Raw genomic sequence first — 19856 nt, forward strand, 5'->3', positions numbered from 1 at the left:
AAGCAGCCCGGTGGAGCTGAACAGCTTCAAAAAAACTACATTAATTACAAAAAACGTGTGAAAACGTCCTTGCTGCCTTTACTTTGGACAAGGATCGTTTAAAATAGAAAGTAAGGAGTTGATCCACTATGTTAAAGAAGCTGAGAAAAAAGCTTTTAAAACAGTGGAATGAAATGCTTCGAAAAAAATCTATTGCCTGACAAATTTGAGCCCTTCAAACTTGCGAAGGGCTCCTTCCTTATTGTAAATTGGTTATTAGTATACTTTTTACATAGATTCGGAAGCGTCTTGGCATTAAGAAGAATTAATATTCATATCCCGCAGGAAAAAACATGTAATACATGTTATTATTTTATATATTAGATAAAAGTTTTTTATCGGATTAAGGAGAGATAGTAATGATTTTCAAGGTATATTATCAGGATTCCAAGACAGAGGTACCGGTTAGAGAAAAAACAAAAACTATTTTTGTGGAAGGCGATTCTGAAAGAGACGTTCGCAAAAAGCTTGCTGACCGCAACTATAATATTGAATTTGTAGCATCTGTTCAGGGAGATTTCCTGGAATATGAAAAACAAAGTGAAGACTTTAAAGTATTGGAGATTGAGTAATTTATGAAATTTGTTAAAAATGATCAAACAGCCGTTTTTGCCCTGGGCGGACTTGGCGAAATCGGGAAAAACACTTACGCTGTGCAATTCCAGGATGAAATTATCCTGATTGATGCCGGAATTAAATTTCCTGAAGACGAACTTCTTGGAATCGATTATGTTATTCCTGATTACACTTATTTAGTTAAAAACGAAGATAAAATAAAAGGGTTATTTATCACTCACGGCCATGAAGACCATATTGGAGGAATTCCATATCTTCTAAGAGAAGTTAACATCCCGGTTTACGGCGGAAAACTTGCTCTGGGGCTCCTGAGAAATAAACTTGAAGAACACGGACTGTTAAGACAGACGACTCTTCATGAAATCAAGGAAGACGATATCATTAAATTCAGAAAAACATCCGTGACTTTTTTCAGAACCACTCATAGTATTCCTGATTCATATGGAATCGTTGTCAAAACACCTCCTGGACAAGTTGTTCACACCGGGGACTTCAAATTTGATTTCACCCCTGTAGGAGAGCCGGCTAACCTGACGAAAATGGCTGAAATCGGTAAAGAAGGCGTACTTTGCCTGCTTTCTGACAGCACAAACAGTGAAATACCTGAATTCACCATGTCTGAACGCAGAGTCGGCGACAGCATTCATGACATATTCAGAAAAGTCGAAGGACGGGTTATTTTTGCCACTTTCGCTTCCAACATCCACCGTCTTCAGCAGGTGACTGAAGCAGCCGTTACAAATGGCAGAAAAATTGCTGTCTTTGGCAGAAGTATGGAAGCAGCCATAAATATTGGACAGGAATTAGGATATATACAGGCACCAAAAGATACTTTTATTGATGCACATCAAATTAACAGACTTCCAGCCAACCAGGTAACAATTCTTTGTACAGGAAGCCAGGGAGAGCCGATGGCTGCCCTTTCAAGAATTGCCAATGGAACGCATCGCCAGATACAGATCATTCCTGGCGACACGGTTGTATTCTCTTCTTCACCTATTCCAGGAAACACAATTAGTGTCAGCAGAACGATTGACAGACTTTCCCGCGCAGGCGCAGAAGTCATTTATGGTAAATTAAGCGATATTCACACTTCCGGTCATGGCGGCCAGGAAGAACAGAAACTTATGCTTCGCTTAATAAAGCCAAAATTCTTCATGCCGATTCACGGTGAATACAGAATGCAGAAAATGCATGCCAAATTGGCTGTAGATTGTGGAGTTGAGGCAGAAAACTGCTTTATCATGGATAATGGTGAAGTTCTGGCTCTCAGCGATGATTCTGCTCAGGTAGCCGGAAAAATCCCGTCTGGGTCTGTTTATATTGATGGAAGCGGAATCGGTGATATCGGAAATATTGTTTTACGGGACCGCCGCATTCTTTCTGAAGAAGGTTTAGTGGTTGTCGTGGTGAGCATCAATATGAAGGATTTCAAAATTGCTGCAGGACCTGACTTAATTTCCCGCGGATTCGTCTATATGAGGGAATCTGGAGATTTAATCAATGACGCACAGTCACTCATCACAAAACACTTAAGCAAGGTTATGGAACGCAGGACAACACAATGGTCAGAAATCAAGAATGAAATTACCGACACGCTTGCACCTTTCCTTTATGAAAAAACCAAGCGCCGTCCAATGATTTTGCCGATTATCATGGAAGTTTAAAAGACCTAAGGCGTATATTCCATAACGGAAAGACCCTGTTTTACGGGATATACGGATCTATAAATATATACAGATAAAAAGGCTGTACCGCTCACATGAGCGATACAGCCTTTTTCTGATTATGACATCACTTTCTTTTCAAAGCGGTTGATATCTACGTCTGCTCCAATAACAATAAGAATATCGTCAAATTGTATTTTTTCATTCGCCTGCGGAGATACGATAATTTCATTTTTTCTTTTAATTGCTACAATGTTGATTCCGTATTTTGCCCGGATATCGAGATCAATAATACTGTGGCCGGCAAGTTTTTCATTAGCCACGATTTCTACTATGCTATGCTCATCAGAGAGCTCCAGATAATCCAGTACATTATTTGATACGATACTATGGGCAATCCTTCTGCCCATATCCCTTTCAGGATGAACAACCTGATCTGCCCCTATTTTCCTCAATACCTTAGCGTGATAATCATTTTGCGCTTTAACCGTGATCTTATTAACTCCTACCTCTTTTAAAATTAAGGTTGTCAGGATAGAGGCCTGAATATTATCGCCAATCGCCACAATAACATGGTCAAAATTACGTATTCCCAAACTCTTGATAACAGATTCGTCCGTGGTATCGCCAACTACTGCATGCGAAGCAACTCTTGCAAATTCGTTCACACGGTCTTCATTTACATCAATCGCCATAACTTCCATGCCTTCTTCAGCCAGAGTATGGCAGATGCTTCCTCCAAAACGTCCAAGTCCGATAACAGCAAATTCTTTCTTCATCCTATCTTCCTCCAGCAAAGTTAGCAATATAGACAATAATACCATAATAGCACAAACAGCAGTAAAGCTATTAGACCTTACTTCCCCTGACAAAATAAAACCTCCGCCAGGAGGTTTTATTTTGTTCATTAAATTGCTTCAAGCATATTGAATTGTGCCTTAACCAAATGAAAATATTCACCTTTTGCATTCATCAATTCGTTATGATTCCCCTGCTCTAAAATATTTCCATGATCGAGCACAAAGATTTGATCGGATTCCCGGATCGTCGACAGCCTGTGTGCGATAATTATGGCCGTTCTGCCCTTCAAAAGTGTCTTTAATGCCTGCTGGATCTTCATCTCTGTCTCTGTATCGATACTGGCAGTAGCTTCATCAAGTATAAGAATACGCGGGTCTGCAAGCAAGGCGCGGGCAAAGGAGAGCAGCTGCCTCTCTCCAACCGATAAAATATTCCCTCTCTCCTCCACTTCAGTTTCATATCCATTTGAAAGTTTATCAATGAACCCATGTGCACCGACAGCTTTGGCTGCTTCCACTACTTCTTCATCCGTTGCATCAGGCCTGCCAAAACGGATGTTATCGCAGATTGTGCCGGAAAATATGAAAGTATCCTGAAGAACGACACTGATTTGCTTGCGCAAACTTGATAAAGAAACATCCTGTAAATCATAGCCATCTATTTTTACAGTACCTCCTGTGGGATCATAAAAACGGCTGATTAAGTTCGCTATCGTTGTTTTTCCAGATCCTGTATGACCGACAAGCGCTGCTGTCTGCCCTGCTTTTATCTCAAGGGAAACTCCATTTAAGGCTGTTCTTTTTTCATCGTAAGAAAAAGTGACATTCTCAAATTCTATCTTGCCTTCTATCTCCTGCAAATTCACAGCATTTTCCCTTTCAGATACGATTGGTTTCTCATCAAGAAATTCAAAAATTCTTTCAGAGGAAGCCATACCCATGAGCAGCTGGTTATATACCATTCCAAGCCGGGAAATAGGCTCCCAAAACATCCCTAAATAAAAGGCAAAAGAAACAAATATGCCGATCGATATTGATCCGGTTTGAATCAGATGGGCCCCAAACCAAATCAGTACAGCGGTACCCAGGGCATTGGTCACTTCAACCAGCGGCCTGAACATAGCGTTTTTCTGGGAGGCAACCCTCCAGCTTTCAAAGTTCTCTGTATTCACACCATCAAAGAATGCCATATTCTCTTTTTCCTGTGTAAAAGACTGGGTAATCCTTATCCCCTGAATGCTCTCATTTAAGTGAGAATTCAATTTGGATTGTTTTAACCGGACAGTTTGCCAGGACCTGCGGATATTTCTCCGCAAACTGGTTGAAATAAAAAACATGATGGGCAGGATGATCATTATTGCCAGAGTCAGTTCAGGACTTAGTGTAAATAAAATAATAAAAATCCCTGCCAGCATGATCAAATCCATTAGAAGATTAATAACTCCATTTGTAAAAAGCTCCTGAAGCGAATTAATGTCATTCATGATTCTCACCAGTATGGAACCTGCCGAACGCTGATCAAAAAAACGATGTGAAAGCGTCTGTACGTGTGTAAATAAATGTTTTCGAAGATCATAAATAACACTTTGGCCGAGCTTATTCATCCATTTAATCCTGAAATAATTTGCAGCATATGAAATCGTGTAAAGGCCTGCAATCAAAGATACAAGGACAGCAAGCAACTTTCCGTCCTTTTCAATTAGCGCTTTATCTAATGTATACACACCGATTAGGATAGGAATGATCAGCCTGACTGCTGTATTAATTAATACCATAATAATAGAGAGCGGGAGTAAATTTTTCCTGTAAGGTTCCATATAACTGAATAAGCGCAGCATCTGCTTCCAGTTAAATGGCTTTTCGATTACTTCGTCAGCAGAGTATTGGAACCTGTTTAACACATTGTCATTTTTCGATTTATTTTTTTTCAAGGACGCACCTCCTAGCCTGCATTTGATTGGAGAACCTTATCCCGGTCCTGATATTGAATATCGTAAATCCGCTGATATGGGCCATTATTTTTTAGCAGCTTTTCATGTGTCCCTCGCTCAGCCACTTTCCCGTTCTCAAGTACAAGTATTTCATCTGCATGCTTAAGGGATGAAATCCGATGGGCAATGATAAACGTAGTTCGATCAGCCATTACTTCCTTCAAAGCTTTTTGTATTCTGAATTCGGTTTCCATATCCACAGCACTTGTTGCATCATCCAGAACTAAAATGCTGGGATCTGCACAAATTGCCCTTGCTATCGCAATCCTTTGTTTCTGGCCGCCTGATAGCCCCATGCCCCTCTCGCCAAGAACAGTATCGTATTGACCAGGAAGCTCCATGATAAATTCATGAGCCTGTGCACGTTTGGCAGCTTCAATAATTTCCTCCATGGTTGAATCAGGCTTCCCAAATGCAATATTCGCTTTAATCGAAGAAGAAAACAAAAAAGATTCCTGAAGAACAAAGCTGATGTTTCTTCTCAGAGACTGAAGAGAGTATTCCTGCACATTTACCCCATCAATCATTACATCCCCTTCAACCGGCTCGTAAAATCTTGTCATAAGCTGCGTTAAGCTCGTTTTCCCAGATCCTGTAGAGCCGATTAACCCAATCACCTTTCCTGGCTCAGCATGAAATGAAATATCCGATAATGCTTCATTGACATCCTTGGAGTACCTCAGGGTAACATTGCGGAATTCGACATCACCATGCAAACGCTCTGCCTTTAGACATGTATCAGCATCCTCAATCTCATTATCTGCTTCCAGGATCTCAATGAGCCGCTCTCCGGAGGCTTTTGATTGTGAAAATAGGTTAACGATGAAGCCCAGGTTCATAATTGGCCACATAATATACCAGACAAGGCTATAAAAAGCGACAAGTTCCCCTGGCTTCAAACTGCCTGCCATAACAAGATATCCGCCGTAAGCCAGAAGCAGTACAACACTTAAATTGCCCAAAAACTCCATTAAGGGAAAATATTTGGCCCAAATATCAGATGTAAAAAGATATTTATCCTTATAATCACTGTTAGAGTCATTGAATTTATTAATCTCAAAATCTTCCCGGGATAATGATTTCACAGTATTAATTCCGCTTATATTCTCTTGAACCTTTGTATTCAGGTGCCCGAATGATTTTCGGATGCCCCGGAATGCGGGATGTACAGCTTTGTCAAATCTAAAGGTGACTACCACCAGAAAAGGCAGCGTAATCAGTGTGACAATAGCCAGCGGAATAGAATAATAAAACATAACTGACATACTGATGAGGATCAATAAACCAAAACGAATGAGTTCAGAAAATCCGAATGAAAGAAAGAACCGGAATCCCTCGACATCTGCAGTCAGCCGGGACATTAAATCGCCTGTTTTGGCATTGTCATAATATCTAAAAGGCAGAAACTGCAGCTTTTCATAAAGTACATTTCTAAGCTTATAAACCGATGTGATTCCAAATAAATCACCGGTGTACTGATGAATATAAGTCGCTGCCCCCTTTACGGCCATTATGGCAATGAAACCTAAAGCCAAATATGGGATCCACCCATAATTCCCTCCAATGACCACTTCATCAATTGTCACCTGCAGGATCATTGGGTACACAACCGTTATTGCTGTCACAATAAACAGAAAAAATATGGACCAAATAAAGTAATGTTTAAATGGCCAATAATATTGCTTTAACTTTTTAAATGTTTCCATCTGCATTCCCCCTTTTAGTTTGCGGAAAAATTAGAAAAGTTAGAACGTAATATTAAATATATCGAGTTTCGAAGTATTTTTCCACCCCTTTTTGTTTGATTTTGCACTTTTTTTGAAATCAATCAATGATTTTCCAAATATGTATGCCTCTCCATGCTGCGCGTATAAATTCCAAGCAAAAAGCTGATTTCATAGACCCTAAATGGAATCTTTGAAATCAGCTTTGTAAAGTGCATTAACCTTTATACTTTAAATATGCTGCAATCAATTCAATTGCGGTTTCAATTGCATTTTCATTTGGATTCAGCCTGGCATGATGAAGTCCATATTCTGAATCGACCCCAAGCCAAAACATGAACCCCGGAATTTCTTCAAGCATATAGCCAAAGTCCTCACCTGTCATGGCTTCACGGCATTCAACCACGCTGATGTCTGTACTGGAACGGACAAACTCCATAAATTCTCTTGTTAAGATCTCCTCATTGTAAACCTGATGATACATGCTGCCATAGTCGATGGAAGCTTCACATTCATACCCAACTTCAATTCCTTTAACAAGTGCCTGAATTCTGCTTTTTACCTTCTTCATTGATTCAGGAGACAGAGTGCGAATGGTACCTTCAAGCCTTGCTTTTTCAGCTATGATGTTTTGAACAGTGCCACCTGTTATTTTTCCAATTGTAACGACTGCGCTGTCCAGGGGATCCACGTTCCTCGAAATGATGGATTGAAGCTGGCTGACCAGGGTACATGCTGCCACGATCATATCATTGGTATTATGCGGATATGCGGCATGTCCCCCTTTTCCCTTTAAATCAATAAATAGCTCCGAAGTATTTGCAAAAAGCAAGCCTTCCCTCAATGCGATTGTTCCGACAGGATATTCCGGAGCAATATGCAGGGCCAATATCATATCAGGCTTCCATTCTTTCATTATGTCAGATTTAAGCATGGGTTCTGCCCCGCCAGGCCCTTCTTCAGCTGGCTGAAAAATAAACAGCAAATCATCGTTAATGCGTTCTTCTATGAATTTCGTTATTAAGCCAAGTGCAATTGACATATGAAAATCATGTCCACAGGCATGCATTTGCTCACTATGCTCTGATTTAAACGGCAGGCCTGTCTCCTCTGTAATTGGGAGGCCATCTATATCAGCACGATACCCAATCATCCTGGAAGGATTACTTCCGCTGATTTTTACAAAAATACCCGTTTTCCAAGTTTTAATTTCCAAATTGTCCTGAGGGAGAGAATACAGGTAATCTAACAGAAACTGCTGTGTTTTAAATTCACGGAACCCTAACTCCGGTATTTTATGCAGCTCCCGCCGTAATAAAACGAATGGATTGTTTGTGACCAAAACTAGCTTCCCCCTTGTTAAAAATGCCCTTATATATTTCTTCACACAATAGCAATCATAAATTAATCCTTTAGAAAAAGCGCGGATCGAGATCCACGCTTTTTAAACTATTATAATTGGCGAAGTTCTTGCTTAATTTCTGTTTTGGACTTAGTTTTTTCATCAATCTCTTTAATCACACGAGCTGGTGTACCTGCAACCACTGTATATGGCGGCACATCATCAATGACAATAGCACCTGCAGCAACTACAGCTCCCTTACCGACGGTTACACCTTCGAGTACAACCGCATTGGCTCCGATAACTACATCATCTTCTACAACGACTGGTTTTGCTGAAGGAGGCTCAATAACGCCGGCCAATACAGTTCCTGCTCCAATATGACAGTTCTTGCCGACTGTAGCTCTTCCGCCAAGGACAACATTCATGTCAATCATTGTGCCTTCACCAATCACTGATCCGATATTAATGGAAGCACCCATCATGATTACAGCGTTATCGCCGATTTCTACCTGGTCACGGATGATGGCACCCGGCTCAATGCGCGCTTTAATATTTTTCATATCAAGCAATGGAATCGCTGAGTTTCTGCGGTCATTTTCAATCACATAATCTTCAATTTTTGACTGGTTTGCTTCAATTGCCTGGCTAATTTCAGACCATTCACCAAACACAACCCCGGTGCTGCCGTTTATAAAGGCCTTTGCAGAGGCTCCGAAGACGATTCCTTCTAATTCACCTTTAATATAAACCTTTACAGGTGTGGATTTTGTGCTGTTCTGGATAAAAGAAATAATCTCATTTGCATCCATCATTTTCATAATAAAAATCCTCCTCTATGTATAACATTGCAACTAGGATTACTTTAACAAACAAAAGCGCTGAAAACAAGAAAAATAACTAGGGATAAGAAAACGGAAGATCATTGTCTTTCTTCTTCAATATGCTCCTTTATTAACTCAACAAATGCCTGCACCTGCTTGAGCTGAAAGGCAGATTCGTACCCCAGGAGCCACGTATCACGCTTAATTGGCAAATTATTTTCATCAAGCAGCGGAATCTTGAAAATATTTTTCTCTGCACCATTCAGCGTAATGGCCGGGAGAATGGCGTACCCTATTCCATTGAAAGTCATTTGCTTGCATGTTTCAATTTGGTCAACTACTATTGTCCTTTTTGGAGAAGTTTTGAACTGCCGCAGCCACCAGTCCTGAATTTCCTGATAATAGTTTGAATCACTCTTAAATTGAATAAATGGCCGGTCTGTTTCAAGAACCTGCTCCGGTCTTGTAATTTCTGTGTCAACCAGATAAAGACTGTCCTTAAATAAAGGGATTTTAATCCCTTTCCAATCCGGAGTCCCTCTGATAATTCCAATATGAACCTGATCATCATAAAGAGATTTTAATATTTCACTGCTCCAGCCGGTGATCAGAGAAATTTTTGCCTGGGGATAGCGGCTGACAAACTTTTTAAGGACCTGTGGAAGCCAATTCTGTCCGACAATTGAAGCAACTGCAATTTTTAACGTTCCATGAACCTCCGAATTGAGGGCATTAATTGACTCCCTCACTTTTTCTTCTTTGGCCAGAACTTCATTTACGAATTGAATAACAATTTCTCCTGCCGGTGTCAGAGACAGTCCCTTTTGGGAGCGGAGGAATAGCTTGTTCCCCCATTCCTTTTCAATATTCACAAGGCGCTGTGAAAGCGCCGGCTGCGATACAAATAAACGCTCAGCCGCTTTTCTCATATTCATTTCCTGTGCCAGCACCGATAAAAGATGAAATTCTGTAAGTGAAGACATAAACATCTTCCCTTCATAACTTTTTCTTATAGTATATCTTAATTACTTTTAAATTTCTTTATCATCGATGATGGTTTGGAGACAAAGTTCCAGGAGTGAAGCATAAAAAATCTCTGCACGATAAATGCAGAGATTTACATGCGCCTAATCGGCGATTTCCTTTTCATGTTTTGGCAGTGCAATGACCAATAAGAAGCTTATCACGGCAAATAAGAGTACTGCATAATACACCGAATGAAGTGAAACGGTAAGGCCATTCTGCAGAATTTCCTTTATTCCCGCATCCATGCTGTTTCTCGCACCTTCATTTAATAATACATTTGCTGAATCTAACGATAAGCTGGCGTCTATGCCTTCACCATTCTTCTGTATATATGATTTGATCTGACTGTTTAAAATTCCGCCAAGCAAGGCTGCTCCTATGGTGTTGCCCAGATTTCTCATAAACATATTGGCAGCAGTGGCAATACCCCTTTGATTCCATTCCACTGTACTCTGAATGGATACAATAAAAGCTGTAGTGGTTAAGCCCATGCCTGCCCCGACCAGAAAGCTCCCCGCTGCTGCCCATACGGGTCCCGCTTCGGGAGTGAGGGTAACAAACATAATACTCCCCGCTATCAAAAACACTCCGCCTATGACAGATGTACTTCTAAAACCAATTTTTAAAAGCAGCTTGCCTGCCGCTGCAGAAGCAATCGGCCATCCAATAGACATCGTGGTAAGTGTAAAGCCGGCTACTATCGGAGATCTTTCCATGACACCCTGTACAAATGCAGGCAGAAAACTTGAAATCCCTATAAGCATGACACCAGTGGTCAAGGAAGCCAAATTGGCAATTAATATCGGCTTCTCCTTCCATATATTAAAAGGCATCATTGGTTCTGCAGCTTTTTTTTCCTGCAGGATAAATAAAATAAAGGCAATTACACTGACCGATAATAGGCTGATGGCTTCAATGGAATTCCATGCCCAATTTGTTCCTCCCTCCACAAGCACAAACATGAGAGATGAAATGGAAACAGTTAATAGCACAGCTCCGGCATAATCGATCTGGTGTTTTTTCCTTTCCACATTTTCATGGAGGAAAAGCCACAAACCTGCAATAGCCATGATGCCAAGCGGAATGTTAACCCAAAAAACATACCGCCAGCTGACGAATTCAACCAGCAGTCCGCCTATTGCCGGGCCCATGATAGCTGAAACTCCCCAAACGCTTGATAAATAACCCTGCACCTGTGCCCTTTCCTCTTTTGTATAAATATCTCCGACAATGGTTGTTGCAATCGGCATGACGGCTCCGGCACCAAAACCCTGGATTAACCTGAAAATGATCAGTGCAGTCATTGATTCCGCAAAACCGCATAAAATGGAACCAATTAAAAAGATGATAATCCCGAACGTTAAAACGGGCTTCCGCCCAAATAAGTCAGAAAGCTTGCCGTAAATCAAAACAGTCACAGCATTCATTAACAGATATGCTGAAAACACCCAGCTATATAAAGCAAATCCGCCTAAATCCCCGACAATGGCAGGCATCGCGGTTGACACTATGGTCGCCTCAATGGCCCCCATAAACATGGCAAGCATTACTGAAGCCAGCACAAAAGGCTTTTTTGTCACTTTCCTCTTACCTTGAGGCATTTTTTTATGTAAAGTTTGGCTCAAGTATTTCCCCTCCATGAATAAATCCGAAAATAACGGCCATAAACCGGTCTGAATACTCATCATTGAAAATAAAGCAAGCTCCCACTGCGGGGAGCTGATTTTTATTGTTTATTTAATCGTCTGATATGTTTGTTTAGTTGATCCAATACTGTTCTGCGGGTAAGTATTCCCTCAAAATAGCCTTCCTTGTTTTCAACACAAATAAATGGATGGTCAACTAATAGCGCGATCGATTGCTGGATAGAAGATTCAGCATCAAGCCTTGGAATATTTGCGTTCATAGCCTCTTCAACCCTTTTTTCTCCAGCTGCTCAAACTCAATCCGCTCGAGACCAAGAATGGAATCCATAATAATGGGTGTGCTGATTAAGCCCTGCAGCTTATATTGAGGGTCCAGTACAGGAATTGCTGTATATCCGCTTTTCGTTAGTACTAAGAGGGCATGCTCAAGGCTATTGCCAACCTGCACATGTGCTACCCGTTCAGAAGGAATCATGAAATCACTAATGTTAAATTCTAAAAATTCCTCGCTATGAAGACTGATCATCACCGAAAACTCCTCAAAAATTAGTTATACTTCTTAACCATTTTATCACAGTCTTCGGCATTTTGCGCCTATTATCCTTTACTGGTTTGAATGTCTTTAACTTCATAGCCGCAGTCAGGACAGTGAAAAATAACATTTTGATTTGATTGTGCAGTTAATACAGCATCAATTTCTTTTTCTGCCCTGCAGCCCGGACATTTTACAGTTGGCATCATTCTGCTTCACCTCAATTTAGATCATATACTGCTTATTGTTCTCAATACCTAATTTTTCGAGCCTTTATTGTCTTTTAAAATTTCTTTCATTTCTTCAAGAGTTTTCCTGATCCGTATTACTTCTCCTTTTGTATTAATTAAATCTGCAAGCAAAAGCAGAACAGTAAAAAACAGCATAATCATGAGCAGGTAATACATTTCACACCTCTGGCAATTGATTTATTATAAAAGCACATATAAGAAAAGAGGCCAAGAGGCCCCTTATGTATGTGGTGAATTATTGAATCAAATCGAAAATTTCGATTGTGATCATATCAATGTTGTCGAATTGATATCTTTTTGGCTTTTCTTTATCGTTATATACTTCCAGCTCAAATGTTTCATTTTTCGGATGAAAAGTTACCTGGCATTTTCTTTCACCATTCACCTCGAAAAATCTTTGCATTGGCTCTCCGCCTGTTGCTTGTTCCTGTAAGCTTTTTAAGCGTGTTAATATACCTTGAAGCTGTGACATGCTCTCTCTCCTTTCCAAAACAAAACCCAGAATTCACATTTAGGTTTCTCTTTTGGCATGTTTCTATCCTAAAGAAATAAATTCAGAATATTCAAGCTCGATGCTTTACATACCAATATTAACAGAATAAAATATTGTAAGGTGTTTGTACAAGCAAAAGCTTTATAAAGGACGTGATTTTTTTTGGCAAAACCTGAAAAATTGGCCGAAAACCTATATTTAATTGACGATTATGACCTTTCATTGGAAAAACGTACCGGTACCTATGTTTTAACAGAACAAAAGCTGACTTTGATTGAAACCTCTGCCAGTCCCTCAATCCCCTACATTTTGGAAGGACTCAGCCAGCTTCACTTTACACCGGAGGAAGTTGATTATATCATCCTGACACATATTCATCTTGATCATGCCGGCGGCACAGGCGTATTATTAACCCATTGTCCAAACGCAAAGGTAATAGTCCACCCGAAAGGTGCCAGGCACTTAGCAGACCCTTCACGCTTGATTGCCGGTGCAAAAGCCGTTTATGGTGATCAATTCGATGGACTGTTTAATCCAATATTGCCTGTTCCAGAGGAGAAGATTATCACTAAAGAACATGAGGAAGAGCTTGAAATAGGTCCAATTTGCACTCTGAAATTTTATCATTCGCCCGGACACGCCAATCACCACTTCAGTATCTTTCACCCTGCCTTAAATGGAATGTTTACGGGAGATACTGCCGGTGTATTTTATCCGCAGTTGAAAGAGCTTGGGATTGAATTGTATCTGCCCTCGACTTCACCAAACCAATTCAGTCCAGTCAAAATGCTCGAATCCATTGACATGTACGAAAAAATGGACCTTGAATTTATTTTCTTTGGCCATTACGGCATGAGCTCAAACCCTAAAGAAGTCTACAGGCAAATAAAGGACTGGCTTAAGATTTTCATGAATGCTGGTGAAGCTTCGGTATCAGGAGGCGGTTCTATAAATCAACAGACACACGCAGCACAAGCCATCCTCGAAGAGAAAGTTAAAACTTATCTTGATGGCAAAGGCGTCCCATCTGACCATCCTGTATACGAAATTCTTTCTATAGACATCGCTGTCTGTTCGATGGGATTGATTGATTACCTGCATAAAGCAAACTGATTGCCTGCTGGATGATCCTGCTTTATGATAGAGTAACAAAAGACAGGGAGGATACAAACATTGGAAGAAATTGTTTTATATACACAGCCGGATTGTCCGCCCTGTGAAATCACAAAGATGTTTTTGAATGAGAATGGATATGCCTATACAATTAAAGACATAAAAAAAGATGCCGCTGCACATAAAGAGCTGACAAAGCAGTTCGGCTCCTTTTCCACGCCAACTGTGGTTATCGGGGACACCGTCATTAGGGGATTTGACCTGGAAAAACTTAAATCAGCTCTGGGAAAAGAATAAAAAAAGAGCTTAAAAGCCCGTTAAGCTTTTAAGCTCTTTTAATTGGCTGCCAGCTGTCCGTTCAGATCCTGCTGTTCAAATAAACCAATTATACTTTGATTATCTGTTAAAAGCATGCTTCCTGACCGAAACATGGCATCAAATGGATTTAACAGGAATCCTAATTGATAGGAAGGCTTATTTAGCCAATTTGTATCAGGAGTTTTAAAAGAGGTTTGCTTGGCCGCTTCTTGCCCGTCCTCACCTTTGTTTATTATTTTCCCGGGAATATTTTCACCCAGGAATTTGGCGACTTTCATATTCCCGCCTCGTTCTTCCAGCAAGATTCCCTCATAATGACTCTCATAGCCCACAGGTCCTTCATGGTTTTCCTGAAAATATTCATACACATATACTTTACCGTTTTCTTCAACAACTTTTGTATTATCTGAATACGTGAAAAATGGAATGTAGTATGCGGCTGCATCTCCTCCAAGGGTAAAGTATTTGCCTTTTTCTGAAATAAGATTTTCTTTCAGAAACTGATTTTTAGCTTCTTCAAAAAAATATGGGTCAAGCAATTCTTCCACTTCATTCATGCTTCGCTCTTCCCCGCTAAGCTCAACCTGGGCTTGAAAAGCATTCTGCAGGAATTCGTATACCTCTTCTTTATTAGTATTTCCCTCCGCATAAGTATGAGAAGGAATCGCTGCGATCATGACTGCAATTGTGATAATAATTCCTGTTAGGTGCTTGTACATTCCACTCTCCCTTTCTTTATCGATCACTAAGTTTGTACCTTCAATTTTACCAGCAAATAAATTTCCTGATACTTGCTTTCGTTCTCCAAATTCTTGTGCGTTTTGACAGAAAAATTCTTTTCTTGTTAAGAATCTACCCGTATTGACAAAGAATTAACGCAGCAGATAGAAAAGCCCCAAAGTAATTTGGATGTAAATATTGTAAATTGATCAATTCCATTTTTTTCACATAAAAAAACCCCTCCAGTGGAGGGGCTTCACCAAGTCCAAGTAAGTGCAAAATAAATAATCATGACAAGTAGGATTCCAAAGCAGATGGCATAAGTTAAAAAAATAGGATTTCTAATATATGCATGCTTTTGAACATTATCCGGCAGTTCTGAATCGATATCGCCCTTTACTGCCTTTCGTTCTTTTCCAATAAACAAAGTGTAAACTAAGGAATATACAAGTATCCCAAGTCCGATCAGTAGTATGATCAATGTGTACATGCTCATGGTTAATCTCTCCTTGAGGAAAGTTCTACACTTACAATTCCTCAAACCATGAGTGTTTATACTTAAAATCTAATGTTTATAATAACCCATCATGCTCATATAAATATTCATACGATAAATCCACAAATAAGTAATCACTGGCATTAAGAGGGAAGGAAAAAGTCCTTATGGTTTCACCTGTCTCAATATCGGTATATAAATCAGAGAGGATCCCTTTTTTATTTATTCGCATTTTCATTATATTTTCAAGGAAATACGGACGCCAGCTCCAATTTTTATGAAGATAGTCCTTTTGGGTTAGCCATCCTCCATCCCTTTTGAAGTAATTCGCAGATTTCTGAAATCCGTCTTCATCGCAGATATACAGGCGAAAAGCAGCCCCGTCCAAAAGAAGGGCGATCTGCTCCAAGGTTTCTTCATATACAGTAATTTTTTTATTTTTATTTACATAATCAATCAGCTTTTCATTGAACTCAAGTGTAACCTGATACAATGACTCCAATTTTTTCTTTTCATGCACAATAAACCTATGGAATTCGTTTCGTAACTTTTCCTTTAAAATATCTCTGTCCGGAAAATTTTCTGCAGGTTTTTGCAAATAATATCCCTGATAGTAACGGCCTCCATTTTTCCAGGCATATTGAAGCTGGTAAACCATTTCAATATTTTCAAAAAGCAGGCTAGCTCCAATTTTCCTGGCAAGCATGGATAAGGAATAAAGGATATCATTAAAATTATAAGCAGATGCATTGGATTTCATGGACTCCAGATCCACCTTTAAAATGTCAGGAGCCAATAGTCCGATTCGATCGAGATGACTGCTTTCATTTCCAAGTTTATCTATTGCTAACTTGATTCCGTAGGTCCTGTAATAATTTAAAAGATGATCCAGGTGGTCAATATCGCCTTTGTAGTTCCCTTCGGTAATTTCCAGTACAATCCGGTCAAGGCTTATGCCCTTTTTTCATATTCCTGAAGGGTATTTAAAAATTGTTCCCCATCATTATACATGAGCAGGTCAGCATCTCTATTTATAAAAATCAGAATATCTTTCTCTAGATGCTGCGCCATGCCTAAAGCCTTTTTTAATATTTCATAATCAACCTCAATCCGGAACTCTTCAGGAATATTCTCATCCTGGAAGAATGGCCCCAGACTGATAACCCCATCAGACCCTTTATATCGGCCTAATACCTCATAACCAATGACACGATGCTCATCTGCACTGAATATTGGCTGGAAATAGGGAAATACATTATCCAAATCTGTAAGGATATCCAATGCATCCATGTCCTAGCCTCCCTATGTAGATAAAGTGAAACTGCGATTAATGAGTTATTATACCATATTCGTTTAAAACTTTTACTATTCAAAATATAGCTTCCACTTCTTGATGAAAAATGATTGTTTGGCAAAAGCTTTGCATCATATTGCAGTGTTATACTCCACAAGCTAATATCAGGACATCAAGAGAAAGAGGGTATTTCATGAGGAACTTCCTATTTATATCCCTTCTTATTCCTTTGCTTGGCTGTGGACATTCAGAACCGGCCAGTCCTGTACAAGAGACAGGCATGGATTCAAGAGAGCTGACTGCCCAAATACCAATCAACGCAAATAAGGACCAGCAGAAAATAACAGCCCGAAATGCGGAAGCCACTACGGGTGTTAAAAACCGATCTGTCATGATTGATGTTCCACTAATCAGACAAAATCCCGAATTGAAGTATGGATGTGAAGTAACCAGCCTGACAATGGTTCTGCAGCATGCAGGTGTCCAAGTCGGGAAAATGGATTTGTACAATGCAGTAAAAAAAGATAATGATCCGCTGATTCGCGCAAAAGGTGATATTTTAAAATGGGGTAATCCTGCAGAAGGATTTGTGGGAGATATGACAGGGAGAAATGCCGGATACGCAGTTTTCGATAAACCAATTGAAGAATTGGTGAATAAATACCTGCCAGGAAGAGCCGTTAATTTAACCGGCAGGGATTTTAATGCAGTTCTCATGCATGTTTCCAAAGGATATCCTGCTGTCGTCTGGACGACAGGAGATTATAGGCTTCCTGACCGCTGGGAATCCTGGATGCACTCCGGCAAAACCATTAAAACTCCATTAGATCTTCATGCAGTCGTATTGGTAGGGTATGATGATCAGTTTGTTTTTCTAAACGACCCCCTCTCAGGGAAAAAACAGGTGAAAGTTTCAAAAGAACGATTTATTTCATCATGGAAAGCATTGCAGTCGAGAGCTGTAAGCTATCAATAGAATATGCCAGCCGGCTGAAAACAAATCAGCCGGCTTTTATAAGCATTAAAACGGAAACTGTTTCAGCCACTGGCCGCCATCCATTGTGATGCACTCCCCATTAATATAACCTGCATGCTCCGAGAAAAGGAAGAAGGCCAATTCGGCAATTTCCTCCGGCTTTCCAAGCCTGCCAAGCGGTACACTTTGAAGTGTCCTTTTTGCAGCTTCCTCCGATTCCCACAGCCTGTCAGCCCCCCCAGTCCTTTCAATTGGACCTGGAGCTATAGCATTTACCCTGATACCATATTTTCTTCCCCATTCGACAGCCAATGTTCTTGTCATGGATAATACTCCTGCTTTTGCTGCAGCCGAGTGTATGACCCCTGCTCCGGCGTCCCATGCATATGTAGCCACCATATTGATTATGCTTCCCTTAATCCCCTTTTCAATCCAGTATTTACCAACTTCGCTTGAACAATAAAAGGTTCCATTCAGGACAATATTAATAACAGAATTCCATCCATTTGCACTCAGCTGCTCTGCAGGGCATATAAAATTTCCTGCTGCATTATTAACGAGGAAATCAACTTGCCCAAATGTACGCAGCGTTTCATGAAGCATATGTTTAACATGTTCAATCTCACGGACATCCATTTGAATGGTCAAAACTTGTCCATTGGTTGTTTCAATTTCAGCTTTTGCTGCCTCCAGGCGTTCCGGGTTTCTTCCTGTTATCACCACATTGGCACCGGCTTCTGCAAACCTCTTTGCCATAAACTTCCCCATGCCGCTTGAACCGCCAGTAACAATGACTGTTTTGTTCTTCATCCTATTTCCCCTCTCAAAAATGAATGATCATTCATTTACATTTTACCATTAATTATAGAATTTTCGAATTATTATTTACAAATAAATAAATTAATTTAAGGAGAATGAAGGATAAAAAAACAAGCATAGTTAATTCTTCTTTTTAATAGGATAGTTTGATAGTATTAAAGATACTGTAATGAGAAGGCGATATCTCTATTCTCATGCTGACTCCAGAAAAAATTATTAAAAGATAGGTTGGTATGCCCAATGCCGGAAAAAGTGTCCAGAAGATCTTTTTTAAAAAGAACTCTCGGCTTTTTTGCTGCTGTGTTTGGAATTAGTGCAGGCGGCTATTATTATGCACGGGATATTGAGCCCCGGCTCCTGGAAATCACAAACTGCAAAATTTCTGACAGCGCAATTCCCCAAGCGTTTAATAATAAAAAAATCATCCAATTCAGCGACACCCATTTAGGATTTCATTATGACCTGAAACAGCTGGAAGAATTGATTGAAAAGATAAACAGCCTGAAGCCTGATATTGTTTTCTTTACAGGTGACCTGATGGATGAACCTAATAAATATCAAAAGGCAGACCAAATAGCACCACTCCTGAAAAGAATTCAGGCACCTCTCGGCAGGTTTGCTATTTATGGGAATCATGACCACGGGGGCTATGGTTCAGATATCTATAAGTCCATTATGGAAGAATCAGGCTTTATTCTTTTAATGAATGAAAATCGCAAACTCGAATTTTCCGGAAGCAGCATCGGGATTATAGGCATTGACGATGCCATGCTCGGAAGGCCGGACATAAAGCTTGCCAGCGAAAATATGGACGATGGATCATATAATATTTTATTGTCCCACGCACCGGATTTAGCAGATGCAGCCTCAGCCTTCAGCATAAATCTGCAATTGAGCGGTCATAGTCATGGCGGCCAAATAAAACTGCCGTTCTTTGGAGCCTTAGTTAAACCACCACATGCTGAAAGATACTATGAAGGCTTCTATGAAATTGGCAGTCAAAATCCATTAACTCTTTATGTAAACAGAGGGCTTGGGACAACCCGTCTGCCATTCCGCTTTTTATCCAGACCTGAACTGACGGTGTTTACCCTGCAATCAGACAGCAGCATCTAAAGGGAAAGTTAATCATTGCAGCTTTCCTTTTTTTGCTGCATTCAGGACAAATTTAAATAATAAGATACAAGATGATTTTTCCATGCATATATT

General features: G+C 40.1%; 19 protein-coding genes and 2 pseudogenes. 6 read left to right on the forward strand and 15 right to left on the reverse strand.

From position 1 onward, the window contains the following. The first annotated feature begins 398 nt into the window (after window positions 1-398). Entirely contained in the window at window positions 399-611 is a 213-nt protein-coding gene (locus LLY41_RS15960) for a DNA-dependent RNA polymerase subunit epsilon (RefSeq protein WP_095244074.1), read from the forward strand. A 3-nt stretch (window positions 612-614) separates the two neighbouring features. Further along, a complete protein-coding gene (gene rnjA, locus LLY41_RS15965) occupies window positions 615-2282 on the forward strand; it encodes a ribonuclease J1 (protein ID WP_304585840.1) in 1668 nt (555 codons plus the stop codon). Window positions 2283-2401: 119 nt separating this feature from the next. Here rnjA and LLY41_RS15970 read toward each other — a convergent pair whose 3' ends face one another. From LLY41_RS15970 to LLY41_RS16020, 11 genes and pseudogenes are all read right to left on the reverse strand, one after another. Continuing rightward, entirely contained in the window at window positions 2402-3061 is a 660-nt protein-coding gene (locus LLY41_RS15970; RefSeq protein WP_095244072.1) for a potassium channel family protein, read from the reverse strand. A 128-nt stretch (window positions 3062-3189) separates the two neighbouring features. Beyond that, a complete protein-coding gene (locus LLY41_RS15975) occupies window positions 3190-5013 on the reverse strand; it encodes an ABC transporter ATP-binding protein (RefSeq protein WP_304585841.1) in 1824 nt (607 codons plus the stop codon). An 11-nt stretch (window positions 5014-5024) separates the two neighbouring features. After that, window positions 5025-6779 (reverse strand): ABC transporter ATP-binding protein, encoded by a 1755-nt coding sequence (locus tag LLY41_RS15980; RefSeq protein WP_304585842.1) that lies wholly within the window; start codon window positions 6777-6779, stop codon window positions 5025-5027. A gap of 235 nt (window positions 6780-7014) precedes the next feature. Continuing rightward, on the reverse strand, window positions 7015-8139 hold the full coding sequence (locus tag LLY41_RS15985) for an N-acetyldiaminopimelate deacetylase (RefSeq protein ID WP_095244069.1): 1125 nt from the start codon (window positions 8137-8139) through the stop codon (window positions 7015-7017). Between the two features lie 110 nt (window positions 8140-8249). Next, window positions 8250-8960, reverse strand: coding sequence for a 2,3,4,5-tetrahydropyridine-2,6-dicarboxylate N-acetyltransferase (gene dapD / locus LLY41_RS15990; RefSeq protein WP_304585843.1), 711 nt, complete (start codon window positions 8958-8960; stop codon window positions 8250-8252). 101 nt (window positions 8961-9061) lie between these two features. Beyond that, window positions 9062-9946: a transcriptional regulator CcpC gene (locus LLY41_RS15995; RefSeq protein WP_095244067.1), complete on the reverse strand. Its 885-nt coding sequence runs from the start codon at window positions 9944-9946 to the stop codon at window positions 9062-9064. A 144-nt stretch (window positions 9947-10090) separates the two neighbouring features. Then, window positions 10091-11590, reverse strand: a complete 1500-nt coding sequence (locus tag LLY41_RS16000; RefSeq protein ID WP_304588047.1) for an MDR family MFS transporter — start codon at window positions 11588-11590, stop codon at window positions 10091-10093. 125 nt (window positions 11591-11715) lie between these two features. Beyond that, window positions 11716-12161 (reverse strand): annotated as a pseudogene (gene cbpB, locus LLY41_RS16005) (cyclic-di-AMP-binding protein CbpB). A gap of 71 nt (window positions 12162-12232) precedes the next feature. Beyond that, window positions 12233-12376 carry a hypothetical protein gene (locus LLY41_RS16010; protein ID WP_095244065.1) on the reverse strand — a complete coding sequence of 48 codons (144 nt, stop codon included), beginning with the start codon at window positions 12374-12376 and terminating at the stop codon, window positions 12233-12235. 48 nt (window positions 12377-12424) lie between these two features. Further along, entirely contained in the window at window positions 12425-12574 is a 150-nt protein-coding gene (locus tag LLY41_RS16015) for a hypothetical protein (RefSeq protein ID WP_304585844.1), read from the reverse strand. A gap of 79 nt (window positions 12575-12653) precedes the next feature. Next, window positions 12654-12890, reverse strand: coding sequence for a YkuJ family protein (locus tag LLY41_RS16020; protein WP_035328567.1), 237 nt, complete (start codon window positions 12888-12890; stop codon window positions 12654-12656). Between the two features lie 183 nt (window positions 12891-13073). On the opposite strand from LLY41_RS16020, the gene LLY41_RS16025 reads away from it, so the two are divergent. Together LLY41_RS16025 and LLY41_RS16030 are read left to right on the forward strand one after the other, a co-directional pair. After that, the gene (locus LLY41_RS16025) at window positions 13074-14024 is read left to right on the forward strand and encodes an MBL fold metallo-hydrolase (RefSeq protein ID WP_304585845.1); all 951 of its coding nucleotides are present in this window, start codon (window positions 13074-13076) and stop codon (window positions 14022-14024) included. A 60-nt stretch (window positions 14025-14084) separates the two neighbouring features. Next, window positions 14085-14321, forward strand: coding sequence for a glutaredoxin family protein (locus LLY41_RS16030; protein WP_304585846.1), 237 nt, complete (start codon window positions 14085-14087; stop codon window positions 14319-14321). A gap of 38 nt (window positions 14322-14359) precedes the next feature. Here the strand turns inward: LLY41_RS16030 and LLY41_RS16035 are convergent, their stop codons facing one another. The 3 genes and pseudogenes from LLY41_RS16035 to LLY41_RS16045 form a co-directional block, all read right to left on the reverse strand. Then, window positions 14360-15061: a DUF3993 domain-containing protein gene (locus LLY41_RS16035; protein ID WP_095244062.1), complete on the reverse strand. Its 702-nt coding sequence runs from the start codon at window positions 15059-15061 to the stop codon at window positions 14360-14362. A 257-nt stretch (window positions 15062-15318) separates the two neighbouring features. Beyond that, window positions 15319-15558 (reverse strand): hypothetical protein, encoded by a 240-nt coding sequence (locus tag LLY41_RS16040; RefSeq protein ID WP_095244061.1) that lies wholly within the window; start codon window positions 15556-15558, stop codon window positions 15319-15321. A 76-nt stretch (window positions 15559-15634) separates the two neighbouring features. Next, window positions 15635-16848 (reverse strand): annotated as a pseudogene (locus LLY41_RS16045) (EAL-associated domain-containing protein). Window positions 16849-17045: 197 nt separating this feature from the next. On the opposite strand from LLY41_RS16045, the gene LLY41_RS16050 reads away from it, so the two are divergent. Next, window positions 17046-17828 carry a C39 family peptidase gene (locus LLY41_RS16050; RefSeq protein ID WP_304585847.1) on the forward strand — a complete coding sequence of 261 codons (783 nt, stop codon included), beginning with the start codon at window positions 17046-17048 and terminating at the stop codon, window positions 17826-17828. Between the two features lie 45 nt (window positions 17829-17873). On the opposite strand, the gene fadH is transcribed toward LLY41_RS16050, so the two are convergent. Continuing rightward, window positions 17874-18638 carry a 2,4-dienoyl-CoA reductase gene (fadH, locus tag LLY41_RS16055; RefSeq protein WP_304585848.1) on the reverse strand — a complete coding sequence of 255 codons (765 nt, stop codon included), beginning with the start codon at window positions 18636-18638 and terminating at the stop codon, window positions 17874-17876. Between the two features lie 249 nt (window positions 18639-18887). On the opposite strand from fadH, the gene LLY41_RS16060 reads away from it, so the two are divergent. Beyond that, window positions 18888-19763 (forward strand): metallophosphoesterase, encoded by an 876-nt coding sequence (locus tag LLY41_RS16060; RefSeq protein WP_076263190.1) that lies wholly within the window; start codon window positions 18888-18890, stop codon window positions 19761-19763. The last annotated feature ends 93 nt before the right edge of the window (window positions 19764-19856 follow it).

This window comes from Cytobacillus firmus (assembly GCF_023612095.1).
Classification (GTDB): Bacteria; Bacillota; Bacilli; order Bacillales; family Cytobacillaceae; genus Cytobacillus.